This window comes from Pseudomonas sp. MF08831 (assembly GCF_059862645.1).
Genome location: NZ_JCBCUX010000011.1, coordinates 132,112 through 148,173 on the forward strand (window position 1 = coordinate 132,112; position 16,062 = coordinate 148,173).

Sequence of the window (16,062 nt, forward strand, 5' to 3'; positions counted from 1 at the left end):
GGTTCAAATCGCCTCTAGTTCGCTCAAAAAGTCACGAAGATCATCAAAATCTTCCGCGCTGCCGGCGCGGAAGGTGGCGGCGGCCTGCACATAGGCGCGCAGCGTTTCGGTCTGGAACACTTCAACCAGGGGCACTTCCAGGCCCAGCTCGGACTGGACCCGCGATGTGATCTGGATCGCCAGCAAAGAATGGCCGCCGACTTCGAAGAAGTTGTCGTCCAGGCCCACTTGCGGCAGGCGCAACACCTCGGCCCAGATCGCCGCAATCTGCTGTTCCAGTTCGGTTTGCGGGGCCACGTAGCGTTGCTGCATCAGGCTCACATCCGGCGCGGGCAAGCCTTTGCGATCGAGCTTGCCATTGGGGGTCAGCGGCATCTGCGCCAGGCACATGAAATGCGTGGGCACCATGTAATCCGGCAGGCGGGTCTTGAGCGCACGGCGCAAGGCATCGCGGAACTCGGCCTGGTCGATCAGGGCCGGATCGGCGGGTACGACATACGCCACCAGTTGCTTGCCGGTCGGGCCTTGCTGTGCCACCACCACGGTTTCACCGACGCTGTCCTGCTCGCGCAGACGGGCTTCGATTTCACCCAATTCGATGCGGAAACCCCGGATTTTCACCTGATGGTCGACACGGCCCAGGTAATCCACCACGCCGTCCGGGCGACCACGGGTCAAGTCGCCGCTGCGGTACACACGGCTGCCGGGTTTGCCGAACGGGTCGGGCACGAAACGCTCGGCGGTCAGGGCCGGGCGCTCCAGGTAACCACGCGCCACACCCTCGCCGCCCAGGTACAACTCACCCGCGACGCCGATGGGTTGCAGGTTCAACTGCGCGTCCAATACGTAACCGCTGCGGTTGCCCAGCAACGTGCCGATGGGCGCATACACCGCGCCGCACGGGTCGCCCTTACGGGCTTTCCACAGCAGCGGCGTCACCACGGTTTCGGTCGGGCCGTAACCATTGAACAAGTAGGTGGGTTTCAGTGCGCGCCATGCCAGGTCGTAACTCGCCTGGGCTACCGCGTCACCGCCAAAGCAGTAGACGCGCACTGCTGGTGGGTTGCCATCGCGTTCGGCGTGCTCGGCCAGTTGTTGGAGGTAAACCGGTGGGAACACCGCCATCGTCACATTGTGGCGGTGCATTTGGGCATAGGTGTACTCCGGCAGCCACAGGCTGTCGTCGCGGATCAGCACGCTGGCGCCGTTGATCAGCGGGTGCATCCAGCCTTCGTGGGAGCCGTCGAAAGCGAACGACATGAAGTGCAGCTCGCAGTCGGCCGGGCCGGTTTCATAGCGCTCGCCGGTGGCGATGATGTGCGCCACCAACGGGCCGTGGGACACCGCCACGCCCTTGGGCATGCCGGTGGAGCCGGAGGTGTAGATCACATAGGCGAGGTTGTCGCCATCCAGTGCGACCTGCGGTGCGGAGTCGCTATAGTGGGCCCAGTCTTCGGTGCGATCGATTGCCAGCGTGTTCACCCCCTGCGGGACCGGCAATTGCTGCAAGACGCTGGTGTGCGTCAACAGCAACTGTGCGCGGCTGTCGTCCATCATGTAGAGCAGGCGATCACGCGGGTACTCAATGTCCAGCGGCACATACACACCACCGGCTTTGAGCACGGCGAGGAACGCCACCATGATTTCGGCGCTGCGCGGCATGGCGATCGCCACACGCACTTCCGGCCCCACACCACGAGCGCTCAGCGCATGCGCCAGGCGGTTGGCCTGTGCATCAAGCTCGCCGTAAGTCAGGGTCTGCAAATCGAATTTCACCGCCACGGCATCCGGGGTTTCCCGCGCGCGGTCGGCGATCAGTTCGTGCACCAAGCGTGCGGCTGAGAAGCCCGAGCCGGTGCAATCCCACAGGTGCAGAATGTGCTGGTGCTCATCCGGGTTCAGCAGGTTCAACTGCCCGATGGCCTGCTGCTGATCATCGACCATGGCCTGCAACAGGTTCTGCCAATGCCCGGCCATGCGTTCGATGGTCGCGGGGGCAAACAGATCAGTGGCGTAACTCAGGGATGCATGCAGTGCTTCGCGCGACTCTTCCACATCCAACGCCAGGTCGAACTGTGCCACGCCCTCATCCCAACTCAACACCTCGACCTGCAGGCTCGGCAAACGCTGCAAATGGCTGCCCGCCGAGGTCACGCGGTGGTTGAACAGCACTTGGAACAACGGGCTCAGGCTCATGCTGCGCTCGGGCTGCAGCGCCTCCACCAGTTGCTCGAAAGGCAGGTCCTGATGGGCCTGGGCTTCGAGAGAGCGTTGGCGCACCTGATGCAACAGTTGCGCCACGCTCATCTGGCCGTTGACGTCAGCCTTAAGCACTTGGGTGTTGACGAAGAAGCCGATCAGACCCTCCGTTTCAAGGCGGTTGCGGTTGGCGATCGGCACGCCAACGCGCACATCTTCCTGACCGCTGTAGCGGTGCAGCAAGGCCTGATAGGCCGCCAGCAGCACCATCGGCAACGTGACCCCGGCCTGTTTCGCCACACGCCGCAAGCCAGCCAACAGCTGCGGTGCCAATTCAATGCCCAGGCGCGCACCGCGATGGGTCGGCAACGCCGGGCGCTGGTAGTCAAACGGCAACTCCAGTACCGGCTGCTCACCGCCCAACTGTTCACGCCAGTACGTCAACTGGCGCGCTTTCTCGCCGGCCTCCATCCAGTTGCGCTGCCACAGGGCGTAGTCGGCGTATTGAATCGGCAACGCCGGCAGATTCGGCGTGTGGCCGTCGCTGAAGGCGGCGTAGAGTTTCACCAGCTCCTCGACCATTAGCTGCATCGACCAGCCATCGGAGACGATATGGTGCTGCACCAGCACCACCACATGATCGTCCGCGGCCAGGCGCAACAATTTCACGCGCAGCAACGGCCCGCGCAGCAGGTCAAACGGCTGCGCGACCGCCTCGGCCACCTGCTTCTTGAGCCCGGCTTCATCGGTATCGCAACGTTCGATTTCAATCAGGCCCAGGTCTTCAATCACTTGCACCGCGCCGCTCGCATCTTGGCGCAGATGCGTGCGCAGGCTTTCATGGCGCGCCAGCAAGGTGTCGAAACTGCGTTGCAGCGCGGCCACGTCCAACGCGCCTTTCAAGCGCAAGGCGCTGGGGATGTGGTACGCCGAGCTGTTGGGGTCGAGCTGCCAAAGGAACCACTGGCGCTCCTGGGCGTAAGACAGTGGCAACGGCTGCGCGCGGTCGGCCTTATGCAGTGCAGGCGCGGTGACGCCCTCCTCACCCAATGCACGCACAAAGTCACCGAGCACAGGCTGTTCGAACAGGGTCTTGAGCGCGACTTCCAACGCCAATACCTGACGTACTCGCGACACCACGCGCGTGGCCAGCAGCGAATGCCCGCCCAGTTCGAAAAAGTGGTCATCGAGGCCCACCTGCGGCACCTCCAGCACGTCGGCCCAGATCGCCGCGACTTGCTGTTCGCGCGGGCTGACGGGCGCCACATGGGCTTTGAGCAACAGCTCGGCATCCGCCTTGGGCAGCGCCTTGCGGTCGAGCTTGCCGTTGGGAGTCAGCGGCAGGGTTTCAAGGAATATCAGGTGCGCAGGCACCATGTAATCCGGCAAACGCGCGCGCAGATCAGCCTTGTACTGCTCACGCAGGCTCGCCTGTTGCTCGGGAGCACAGGTCACCAGGTAGGCGATCAAACGGTCGTTGTCGGCCAGTACCACGGCTTCACGCACCGCCGCGTTCTCACGCAGGCAGGCTTCGATCTCACCCAGCTCGATACGGAAACCGCGCACCTTGACTTGATGGTCCACGCGACCGATGTACTCCACTACGCCCTCCGGGCGATAGCGCGCCAAATCGCCGGTGCGGTACAGGCGTTCACCGGGTGCGCCATATGGGTTGGGCACGAACCGTTCGGCGGTCAGCGCCGGGCGCGCGTGATAACCGCGCGCCAGACCAGCGCCGCCGATCAGCAATTCACCGGCCGCCCCTTGTGGGCATGGCGTCAGCCCGGCGTTGAGAATGAACAGCGACGTGTTGGCAATCGGGCGACCAACAAAAGGCTGCGCCTGCTCCAAGCGGTGAGCAGCCGACCAGATGGTGGTTTCTGTCGGGCCATAAAGGTTCCACACCGGGCCCTGCAGGTCGAGCAGCCGTTGGGCCAGGTCGACCGGCAGCGCTTCGCCGCCACACAGGCATTTGATGCCCTGCAGCAGCGACGCGCGCGGGCTTTCCAGGAGCATGCGCCAGGTCGAAGGCGTGGCTTGCAGCACATTGGCGCTCTGGTTGTGCACCAGATCGAGAATCGCCTCCGGGTCGAGCGCCAGTTCCTGGCCGCTCAGCAGCACCGTGGCGCCCACGGTCAGTGGCACGTATAGCTCGAGGGCGAAGATGTCGAATGAGAAAGTGGTCAGCGACAAAACCCGCGCATCACTGCCGATCTGCAGGGTGTCGGCCATGCCCCAGGTAAAGCTGCACAGTGCCTGATGCCGCACCATCACGCCCTTGGGCTTGCCGGTGGAACCAGAGGTGTAAATCACGTAGGCCAGGTGCTCCGGCGTGACACGGACCTGCGGGTTGTGTTCGTCCACGCCCGCGTCATCGACCAGCAACACGTGCAGGCCCTGCGGCTGCGCCAGGCGACCATTGAGGTGTGGCTGGGTCAGCAACACCTGCGCTTGGCTGTCTTGGAGCATGAACGCCAGCCGATCCGCCGGGAACTGCGGGTCGAGCGGCACATAGGCGCCGCCGGCCTTGAGGGTCGCCAATAGGCCGACGACCATGTCCAGCGAGCGCTCGACATGCACCGCCACCAGCACGTCAGGGCCGACGCCCGCCGCAATCAGGCGATGGGCCAAGCGGTTGGCGCGGCGGTTGAGTTCGCAGTAACTCAGGGTTTCGCCATTGAATTGCAGTGCGCTTGCGTCCGGTGTTGCCAGTGCTTGCGCTTCGAACAACTGATGCACGCACCGCGTGTGCGGGTACTCGGCGTGGCTGTCGTTCCAGCTGTGCACCGTCTGTTGCCATTGCTGCTCGCTGAGCATCGGCAGTTCATCCAGCACCTGCGACGCGTCATTCACCACAGCGCGCAGCAGGTTTTGCCAATGTTGCGCCAGGCGCGCAAGCGTCTCGGGTTCGAACAGGTCGGTGGCGTAGGTCAGCGAGGCCCACAGGCCGTCGGCAGACTCTTCGGTTTCCAGGCTCAAATCGAATTGCGTGGTGTGGCCGTCCCAATCCAGCGGCTCTAACGCCAGGCCCGGCAGTTGCACCGGGGCGGAGCGCAGGTTGTCCTGGTGATTGAACAGCACCTGGAACAGTGGGTTGTGGCTCAGGCTGCGCGCTGGCTGCAGCGCTTCTACCAACTGTTCGAACGGCAGGTCCTGATGGGCCTGGGCCTCCAGGGCGCGCTGCTTGACCTGACCGAGCAATTGCTCGAAGGCCATCTGCCCGTCAAGGTCGACCTGGATGACTTGGGTGTTGACGAAGAAACCGATCAGCCGCTCGGTTTCGAGGCGGTTGCGGTTGGCGATCGGCACCCCGACACGCAGCCTGTTTTGCCCGCAGTAGCGATGCAGCAAGGTCTGGAACGAGGCCAGCAAGAGCATGAACAGGGTCACGTCTTGGCGCTGGGCCAAGGTTTTCAGGTCGGCCAACAGCGCAGGCTCGAGCTGAACCCGTTGACGCGCGCCACGCAAGCTCTGCACCGCAGGGCGCGGGTGGTCCAGAGGCAGCTCCAGTACTGGATGTTCATCGCCCAGGCACCTTTGCCAGTAATCGAGCTGGCGCTGTTTTTCACCGGCCGCCATCCAGCTGCGCTGCCACGCGGCGTAGTCGGCATATTGGATCGGCAACGCCGACAGCTGAGCTTGGCCCTGATACAGCGCCACCAACTCATCCACCATCACGTGCATCGACCAGCCGTCAGAGATGATGTGGTGTTGGGTGATCACCAGCACATGGTGCTCGGGCGCAATCACCAGCAGCTTGACGCGCATCAACGGGCCGTTGCGCAGGTCGAACGGGCGTTGGATTTCCTGCTCCACACACTGCTGGATTTGCGCAGCCTGCGCCCTCGCCTGCTGTACCGGCATCGCCAGGGTGGGATGGATCACCTGCCAGGTCTGCTCAGCGTCTTCAACAAACGTAGTGCGCAATGGTTCATGGCGCAGCACCAGTGCCTGGAAAGCACGCTCCAGTGCGCCGATGTCGAGTTCACCGCGCAGATGCAGCGCCGTGGGAACGTGGTACGCGGCGCTGGCGGGGTCCAGTTGCCACAAAAACCACTGGCGTTCCTGGGCGAAAGACAGCGCCATCGGCTGCCCACGGCCCAGGGCCAGCAACGGTGGCGCGCTGTGCTCACGCAACCCCAGGCAGGCCGTGGCAAATGCTTGCAACGTCGGCTGCTCAAACAGTGCGCGCAGCGGCACTTCCAGTTTCAAGTCATGGCGCACGCGGGAAATCACTTGGGTGGCCAACAATGAATGCCCGCCCAGCTCGAAAAAGTGATCCGTGAGGCCGACCTGTTCAACCTGCAACACCGCTTGCCAGATCGCCGCCAGCTGTACTTGCAGCGTGCTTTGTGGCGCCACATACGCTTGTTGACGCAGGTTCAGGTCAGGCGCCGGCAGCGCACGGCGGTCAAGCTTGCCGTTGTTGTTCAGTGGCAAAGCGTCAAGTACCAGCCAATGCCCCGGCACCATGTAATCCGGCAGAGACGCGCGCAAGGTGGCCGCCAGGGCTTGCCCGTCCAGGGTTTGACCATGGGCAGGCACCACATAGGCGACCAGTTGCATGCCGACCGCGCTCGGCTGGGCGATCACCGCGGCTTCACGCACCTGCGGCAAGGCTTGCAGGCAGGCCTCGATTTCGCCCATTTCAATGCGGTAGCCGCGAATTTTCACCTGATGGTCGATACGCCCGACGTACTCCAACGCGCCGGCTTCGTTGTAACGCGCCAGGTCGCCACTGCGGTAGAGGCGTGCACCGGGCACCGCGGAAAACGGGTCAGGCAGGAAGCGTTCGGCGGTCAAGGCCGGGCGGTCGAAATAACGCTGGGCCAGGCCTGCTTCGGCGCCAATGCACAGCTCGCCGACGCCGTCAGTGGCCAGCAGTTCGAAACCACTGTCGAGCACATACAGCGACCGGCCGGCAATGGCCCGCCCGATCGGCACGCCAAACGCATCACTGGCATCCGCCAGTTGGCAATCGTGCACGCTGGATACCACCGTCGCCTCAGTCGGCCCGTAGGTGTTGACCAGGCGTACGCCGCCCAGTCCTGCGGCGTGCCAGGCGCGTACGCCTTCTACCGACATGGCCTCGCCGCCCACGTGCACTTGGCGCAGGTTGCCCAAGGTGCGTTGGTCGACGGCACACTCCTTGGCCAGCAAATACCAGTAAGCGGCCGGCAAGTCGGCCAGGGTCACGCCCTGCTCGACGATCTCGCGGGCCAGTTGGCCGGCGTCCCACAGCTCATCGCCGCGCATGATCAATGCCGCGCCCACGCACAGCGGTGGGTAGCACTGCTCGACAAAACCGTCGAAGCTGAAGGTCGCAAATTGCAGTACACGGTCTCGCGCACTCAGCCGGCTGTAGGCCTGCGCGCTGTCGCAGAACTGGCCGAGGGCGGCATGATCGATCGCCACGCCTTTGGGCAAGCCGGTGGAACCGGAGGTGTAGATCACATAGGCCAGGTCGGCCGCCGCCGCTTGGTTGGGTGGATTGGTCGCCGCGAAGGTGTGCAGTTCTTCACCGGATGCGCTGAAGTCCACACGAGTCAAGCCTTGCGGCAACGGCACATCGGCAAGCAACCCGGTTTCGCTGAGCAGCAGGTCCAAACGGCTGTCGGCCAGCATATAGGCCAAGCGTTCGGCCGGGTATTTCGGGTCCAGGGGGACATAGGCAGCGCCGCTTTTGAGCACCGCCAGCAGGCTGACGATCAGCTGCGGGCCACGCCGACTGGCCAGGCCTACACGCTGGCCCGGCCCCACGCCGAGCGCCAACAGGCGATGCGCCAAGCGGTTGGCCCGCGCGTTGAGCTGGGCGTAGCTCAGGCGCTCATCGCCCGCCTGAACTGCCGGCGCATTAGGAGTGGCGTGGGCCTGGGCAGCGATGCGCTCATGTACGCGCTGAGGACGCTGGGCGGCACCGGCAGATTGGCTGAGGGTGAGTACGTCGCGCTGTGCCGTGGCGTCCAGCAACTGCAGGTTACCCAGCGGCACACCGGCGTCCGCCACCAGTTGCGCCAGCAGGTGACGCAAGTTGGCGCCCAGCTGCTTGACCTGTTGCTCGCTGAAATGCGCGCGGTCGTAGCTGAAGTCCAGGCGCAGGCCGGCACCGAGTTCGACGCCCAGGGTCAGCGGGTAGTTGGTGCGCTCGTGGTTATGCATCCGGCCGAAGGTCAGGCCTGCCGGTGCGCCTTGCTTCAATGCTTCAGCCACCGGAAAGTTTTCGAACACCAGCAGGGTGTCGAACAACGCCGCACCTTGCTGGCCGGCCCACGCCTGGATGTCGTAAAGCGGCACGTATTCATGGTCGCGCAAGCTGAGGTTCAAGGCTTGCAGCTCATTGAGCCAGGCGCGGGCCGATTGGGCGGGCGACGCGACACTGATCAACGGCAAGGTGTTGATGAACAAGCCCAACTGCTGCTCAATCCCCGGCAGCGGCGCTGAACGCCCGGCGACGGTCGCGCCGAACACCACGCAAGCCTGGCCGCTGTAGCGTTGCAGCAACAGGCTCCAGGCGCCTTGCAGCACAGTATTGAGCGTGACTTTTTGTTGGCGGGCAAATTCGCTGAGGGCCTGGGTAAAGTCGTCGTCCAGCAGCACTTGGTGGTCAGCCATGCCCACGCCACCAACCGGCGCACGCAGTGCCTGTGCCAGCAAGGTTGGCGCGTGCAAAGGCGCCAGGGCATTTTTCCAGAACGTCTCGCCCGACGGCTGCTGTTGCAGCCAGCCCAGGTAATCGCGGAACTGCCCCAGCGGCGCCGACACCGCCTGGCCTGCGTAATGGGCAAGCACTTCGCCGAGCAACTGCGCGTTACTCCAGCCGTCCATCAAGATGTGGTGACTGGTGAAGATGAAGTGCCAGGCCGACCCTGTGCTGCGCACCAGCATCAGGCGAAACAGCGGAGCGGCATTGAGTTCAAAGCCGCTTGAGCGCTCGGCATCGGCCAGCGCATCGAGGTCGGCATTCATGTCCTCGATCACCTGCAACTGCACGTCGACCTGGCGCCTGATTACCTGATGGGCGCTGTCCAAGCCCAGCCAGTGGAAGCTGCTGCGCAAGATGTCGTGCCGGTCCAGTGCCGCTTGCCAGGCGCGGCCGAAAGTCAGCAGGTCAAGGCCTTCAATGTCCAGGCGCAGTTGGTTGATATAGGCCTGGCCCTCGGGCGCGTACAGGGTGTGGAACAGCATGCCCTGCTGCATCGGCGACAGCGGGTAAAGTTCGGCGATGTCCGGCCCGGCCACGGGCAGCGCATCCAGCTGCTGCTGCGTAATACGCGCCAGCGGGAAGTCCGACGGTGTGACCTGCCCGGCAGGCGTCGCACAGCAATGCTCGATCAACGCCTTGAGTTCCGTGGCGTAGTCATCCGCCAGGCGCTGAATGGTCGCAGCGTTGAACATCTCGCGACTGAAACCCCATTGCAGCGACAGCTCACCGCCATACACCTGCCCTTCCACCGTCAGCCAGTTGGCCAACGGTGCTTCGGGGTCCTGCGCCTGGCCACTGCCTTCGCTGGCCGGGACAAAAAGCGCTGACTCATTGAACTGGCGGTCGAACTGCCCCAAGTAGTTGAAGGTGATACGCGGCGCAGCCAAATCGGCCAGGGCTTCACGCGATTGCGGTTTGCCCAGATAGCGCAGCAGGCCGTAGCCCACGCCCTTTTGCGGAACCGCGCGCAGTTGCTCCTTGATCGACTTGATTGCATCCGACAGTGTGCCTGCGGCCTGCAAACGCACCGGAAACAAGCTGGTGAACCAGCCGACCGTGCGGCTCAGATCGAGGCTGTCGAACAGGTCTTCGCGACCATGGCCCTCCAGCTGGATCAGCGCGGCGGCCTGGCCGCTCCAGCGGCTGATCACGCGCGCCAGCGCCGTCAGCAGCAGGTCGTTGACCTGGGTGCGATAAGCCGCTGGCGCGTCTTGCAGCAGTTGCCGGGTGTGTTCGGCGTCAAGGCGGGTTTCAAGCGTGGCGCCCAGGCGATTGTGCAGGCCGCCCTGCGGGTTATCGCATGGCAGCTCGGCATCGCCGGACTGCGCCAGCCAGAAAGGCAGTTGCTCATCCAGCGTGTGCGCGTGCGCCTGCAGCTGCTGCGCCCACTGTTGATAGCTGCTGGTTTTGGCGGGCAATGCGGCCTGGCGGTAAGCCTTTTGCAGATCCTCCAGCAGGACGCGCCACGACACACCATCGACCACCAGGTGATGGACCACCAACAGCAGTCGCTGGGCGCCATCAGCCAGGGTGACCAACGCCGCGCGCAGCATCGGGCCTTGTTCCAGGTTCAGGCTGCGCTGAGCCTCATCGCACAACGCGGCCAATTCAGCCTTGGTGTCGACGCTCGATTGCCACAGCACAGATTCAGCGGCCGGTGCGGCGTGGGCTTGCTGCCAGCCTTCGGCCTGCCGGGTGAATCTCAGGCGCAGGGCGTCATGGTGGTTGATCAACTGTGTGAGCGCGGCGTCCAGCAACGCCGGTTCCAGCGTTTCGCGCGGGGTCAGCAACAGTGACTGGTTCCAGTGGTGGCGCGCAGCAATTGCCTGGCTGAAAAAGGCCTGCTGCACCGGGGTCAGAATCACCTCACCGGCGACCGGCCCCTGATCGACAACCACTGCGTGCTCGAAGCTCGCCACCAGCGCCAGGCTGCGCACGCTCTGGTACTGGAACACGTCGCGCGGGCTCAGGCGAATGCCTGCCTGACGGGCACGGCTGACCACCTGGATGGAGATGATCGAATCGCCGCCCAGCTCGAAAAAGTTGTCGTCCACACCCACGTGTGGAACGCCGAGTACATCACTCCAGATCGCCGCGAGGGCTTTTTGCAGGTCGCTCGAAGGCGCGATGAATGCCTGTTGCGACGCAGCCTCCGGCAGTGGCAAGGCTTTGCGATCGAGCTTGCCGTTGGCGGTGACCGGTAACTGGGTCAGCACGATGAAATGGGTCGGCACCATGTATTCCGGCAAACTGCTGAGCAGCCAGGCCTTGAGGTCCGCTGGCTCCTCGCTGTCGAGCACCAGGTAGGCAACCAACTGCTTGCCACCCTGCACCAGCACCACTGCCTCACGTACCGAAGGGTGTTGGAGCAGGCGCGTTTCGATTTCGCCCAGCTCAATGCGCAAGCCGCGCAACTTTACCTGATGGTCAAGACGGCCGAGGTATTCGATCACGCCGTCAGTGCGCTGGCGCACGCGGTCGCCGGTGCGATAAAGGCGCTCGCCGTTGACGAACGGGCTCGGCACAAAACGCTCGGCAGTCAGCGCCGGGCGCCGGTGATAACTGCGCGCCAGGCCGGTACCGCCCAGGTACAGCTCGCCGGACACACCGGCCGGCACCGGGTTGAGCTGAGCGTCGAGCACGTAGGTGGCGAGGTTAGCGATGGGCCGGCCGATGGGCACGCTGTCGCCGCCTTCATCGATGCAGGTCCAGTGGGTCACGTCGATGGCCGCTTCAGTCGGGCCGTAGAGGTTGAACAACCCGGCTGCTGGCAGCTTGGCAAAGACCTGCCGTTGCGCATCCAGCGGCAAGGCTTCACCGCTGCAGACGATGCGCTTGAGGCTGGCACAGCCTTGCACGCCGGGCTCATGGATAAACGCCTGCAACATCGACGGCACGAAGTGCAAAGTGGTGATGGCGTGGCGGTCAATGGTTTCGATCAGCCGGGCCGGCTCGCGGTGTTCGCCAGGGGCTGCGACCACCAGGCGCGCGCCGGTCATCAGCGGCCAGAAAAATTCCCACACCGACACGTCAAAACTGAACGGGGTTTTCTGCAGCACCGCATCACTGGCCGTCAATTCGTAGGCTTGCTGCATCCAGCACAAGCGGTTGACCAAGGCGCGATGGCTGTTGCCTGCGCCCTTGGGCTTGCCGGTCGAACCGGAGGTGTAAATCACGTAGGCCAGGTTGAGTGCGTGGACGCCACTGTCGGGCGATGCACTGCTGTAGCGTTCCAGCCAACTGGCCGGCTGGTCGAGGGCAATCACCTGAATACGCTCGACCGGCAAGGCGGCGAGCAGGCTTTGCTGGCTGAGCAGCAGCGTGATGCCACTGTCTTCGATCATGTAGCTCAGACGTTCCTGCGGGTATTCCGGGTCCAGCGGCACGTAAGCGCCACCGGCCTTGAGGATGGCCAGCAGGCCCACCACCATTTCGACGGAGCGCTCGACGCACAGCCCCACCAGCACGTCCGGGCCCACGCCCTGCTCGCGCAAAGCATGGGCCAGTTGGTTGGCGCGGGCATTGAGTTGGGCGTAGGTCAAGGTGGTTGCGCCAAACACTAAGGCTGGCGCGTCCGGTGTGCGCTGCACCTGGTCTTCGATCAGTGGGTGGATGCCGCGCTCGGTCGGGTACGCCTCGCCGGTCTGGTTCCACGCATGGACCAGTACGTGCTGCTCATCGTCAGCCAGCATCGGCAATTCACCCACGCGCTGCTCGCCGTCGGCCACCATCGCCTGTAGCAGGCTGATCCAGTGTTGGGCCATGCGCGCAATGGAAGGCGCCTCGAACAGGTCATTGGCGTAGGTCAGCGCAGCATGCAGGGTGCCGGACTTCTCATAGGTATCGAGGGTCAGGTCGAATTGGGTGGTGCGCCCTTGCCATTCCACCAGCGAAAGCTCAAGGCCTGAAGCGGTGTTGACGCTGGCAATGTCGGCCACTACCGGCTGGTGGTTGTACATCACCTGAAACAGCGGCGTATGGCTCAGGCTGCGCTCGACCTTGAGGGCCTCCACCAGGCGCTCAAAGGGCAATTCCTGATGAGCCTGGGCGCCCAGCGCGTGCTCCTTGATGCCTTGCAGCAGTTCGCCAACGCGGGTTTGCCCGGTCAGTTCGGTGCGCAGGACTTGAGTGTTGACGAAAAAGCCGATCAGCCCTTCGACTTCGGTACGGTTGCGATTGGCGATCGGCACGCCGACGCGAATGTCTGCCTGCCCGGTGTAACGGTGCAGCAGCACATTGAAAGCACCCAGCAACAGCATGAACAGCGTGACGTTGTGTTTTTGCGCGCAGGCGCGCAGTTGCGCAGCCAGGCCTGGGTCGATCGCGAAATTATGGCGAGTGCCCTGGTAACTCGGCATCGCCGGACGCGGGTGGTCGGTTGGCAGTTCCAGCACTGGATGCTCGTCGCCCAGACGCGCCTGCCAATACTCGAGCTGACGTGCCTGCTCCCCCGCTTCCAACCAGCGGCGCTGCCACAGGGCGTAGTCGCTGTACTGGATCGGCAATGCCGGCAATTGCGGCGCCTCATTGCGCTCGTGGGCGTCGTAGCAGCGGATGAACTCGTCGATCAGCACGTTCATCGACCAGCCGTCGGAGACGATGTGGTGCAGGGTCAGCAGCAACACATGCTCCTGCGTATCGAGCTTGAGCAATTGCACGCGCAGCAACGGGCCGTGTTCCAGATCGAACGGCAGCAGCGATTGACGCGTCGCCGCGTCGTTGACGGCCTGCTCCTGCTCAACGGCGGCCATGGCGCTGAAGTCCAGGTGCTCGACGACAAGCGAGGGCTCTATCGAAACCTGGGTCAGACGTTCATCGGCCTGGCGTTGGAAGACCGTGCGCAAGGTTTCATGCCGCGCCACCAGGCTGGCGAAGGCTTGCTCCAGCGCACGCAGGCTGAGCGCACCCTTGAGTCGCACGGCGCCGGGCAGATTGTAGGCGCCACTGGCCGGGTCCAATTGCCACAGAAACCACATACGCTGCTGCGCGTACGAGAGCGCCTGGCGATCCTCTGCCTCCACGCTTGCCGGAATCGGAAACCGGGAAAAATCCACGCCCTCTTTCTGCAACGCCTGCAGGAATACTTGGCGTTTTTCCAGGGGTAACCCGATAAACCGGCGAGCAAGTTTCAAGGAGTCTTCAGCATTCATTTCTTGGAGTCCGGAGCAATAGGCAGGAAGCACAAAGGCACGTCGTCCCTATAAAACGAACCGGGCGGGGAAAAATTAGCGGGGGGATGAGAGGCTTGGAGCGAGGTGTCATCAAGGGTTACATCAATCTCAGCCAAGACACACGAAGCCGGGCTAGCATTGACGAACACCACTTTTTGCAACTACATTTAGTTACACGCAGGGAACGCCGTGTCCAAAAATGAAAAGCTGCTCGCCAAACTGCTCAACGAGCGCATGGCCTTTACCTGGCCAGAGCTCGAAACGCTACTCAAGCGTCTTGGCTACACACAGATTGAAGGGGCTGGAAGCCGCGTCAAATTCCACATCGGCGACCCCAGTGCAATGATCACCTTGCACAGGCCTCACCCCGGCAACGAACTGAAACACTACATTCGGCGCCAGATCATCGAACAATTGAAATCAGGAGACCTGATTCAGTGAACAACCAACTGAAACACAACGGCTACATCGGCTCTATCGAAGCCAGCCTCGAAGACAATTGCCTGTTTGGCAAAGTGCTGTTTATCAAGGCGCTGGTCAGCTATGAGGGCAAAACCGTCGCGGAGCTGGACAGCGCTTTTCGGGAAGCCGTGGATGACTATCTCGCTACGTGCCTGCGCCTGGGGCAAACGCCGGAAAAGCCGTGCAAGGGTTCATTCAACGTGCGGGTCGGCCATGACCTGCATTTAGCGGCAGCCCTGGCGGCGACCCGTAAGAAGGTGACGCTCAACGACCTGACTCGCCAAGCATTGAATGAGTTTTTGCAACATCACTGTTCAGAACCTTTACCGGCAATCGGCTGATCAGCCCAACCGCCGATAACCCAGCACAGCCGACCCCAACACCACTGCGCCCGCCGCCAACGCCACCCAAAAGCCGCTGGTAGCGCCGAAATGGTCAATCATCCAACCGGAGCTGGCGGCGCCGATGGCCACGCCGATGCTCAGGCCAGTGATCAACCAGGTCATGCCTTCGGTCAGGCGGCTGGGCGGGACGATTTGCTCCACCAACGCCATGGACACAATCAGCGTCGGAGCAAAAAACAGGCCGGAGATAAAGACCGCGACGGCCAATCCGGGAATGTGGGTTACCAGCAGCAACGGCAAGGTGGTCAACGCCGTCGCCACACCGCAGAACAGGAACTGGCGCGGCAACGGCGCCTTGAGCTTGAGCGTGCCAAAGGCCAACCCCGCCAGGCAGGAGCCGATGGCATACACCGAGAGCACAATGCTCGCAGCCGCCGGTTGGCCCTGATGCTGGGCGAATGCGACGCTGACTACATCCACCACGCCGACGATCACGCCCATGGCCAGCAACAGGATCATCAGGATCAGTACCGACGGTGAGGCGATCAGCCAACCGCCGTGATGGTTCTCGTGTTCATGTACCGGTGGCTCAGTTGCGCGTTGCAGCACGAAGGTGGTCACCCCCACCGCCAGCAGCAGCGCTGCCACCAAGGGCCCTGCTTGCGGAAACAGCACCACACTCAGGCCAACCGAGATCGGCGGGCCGATGATGAAACACACCTCGTCGAGCACCGACTCAAGGGCAAATGCGGTCTGCAACTTGGGCTGGCCGCGGTACAACTCGGTCCAGCGCGCCCGCACCATGGCCGACATATTGGGCATGCAACCGGCCAGGGCGGCGAACACAAACAACGTCCAGCTTGGCGCCTGCAACCCAGTGCACAGCAGCAACAGCAACAACGCCCCACCGCCAATCAGCGCCGCGATCGGCAGCACCCTGCCCTGGCTGTAGCGGTCCACTAACCGCGAAACCTGCGGTGCACAAAACGCCGTGGCCAGGGCGAACACCGCCGCCACCGCGCCCGCCAGACCAAAGCCGCCGTGCACTTGCGACAGCATGGTGATCAGGCCGATACCGGTCATCGATATCGGCATGCGCGCAAGCATGCCGGCCAGCACAAATGCCTTGCTGCCAGGAGCGTGGAACAACTCGGCGTAGGGATTTGCCATCCTGCTTGTCCTC

Annotated in this window: 4 protein-coding genes; 2 read left to right on the forward strand and 2 right to left on the reverse strand. The window is 63.3% G+C overall.

The window, feature by feature from the left end:
• Positions 1 to 3: 3 nt before the first annotated feature.
• On the reverse strand, positions 4 to 14,052 hold the full coding sequence (locus AC19YS_RS21985; RefSeq protein ID WP_500602659.1) for a non-ribosomal peptide synthase/polyketide synthase: 14,049 nt from the start codon (positions 14,050 to 14,052) through the stop codon (positions 4 to 6).
• 210 nt (positions 14,053 to 14,262) lie between these two features.
• Between AC19YS_RS21985 and AC19YS_RS21990 the strand changes: the two genes are divergently transcribed.
• Both AC19YS_RS21990 and AC19YS_RS21995 read left to right on the forward strand, forming a co-directional pair.
• On the forward strand, positions 14,263 to 14,514 hold the full coding sequence (locus AC19YS_RS21990) for a type II toxin-antitoxin system HicA family toxin (RefSeq protein WP_500602661.1): 252 nt from the start codon (positions 14,263 to 14,265) through the stop codon (positions 14,512 to 14,514).
• Positions 14,511 to 14,876: a type II toxin-antitoxin system HicB family antitoxin gene (locus AC19YS_RS21995; RefSeq protein WP_500602662.1), complete on the forward strand. Its 366-nt coding sequence runs from the start codon at positions 14,511 to 14,513 to the stop codon at positions 14,874 to 14,876. Before AC19YS_RS21990 ends, AC19YS_RS21995 begins: the two co-directional genes overlap by 4 nt.
• On the opposite strand, the gene AC19YS_RS22000 is transcribed toward AC19YS_RS21995, so the two are convergent.
• On the reverse strand, positions 14,877 to 16,049 hold the full coding sequence (locus tag AC19YS_RS22000; protein ID WP_200623727.1) for an MFS transporter: 1,173 nt from the start codon (positions 16,047 to 16,049) through the stop codon (positions 14,877 to 14,879).
• Positions 16,050 to 16,062: the final 13 nt, after the last annotated feature.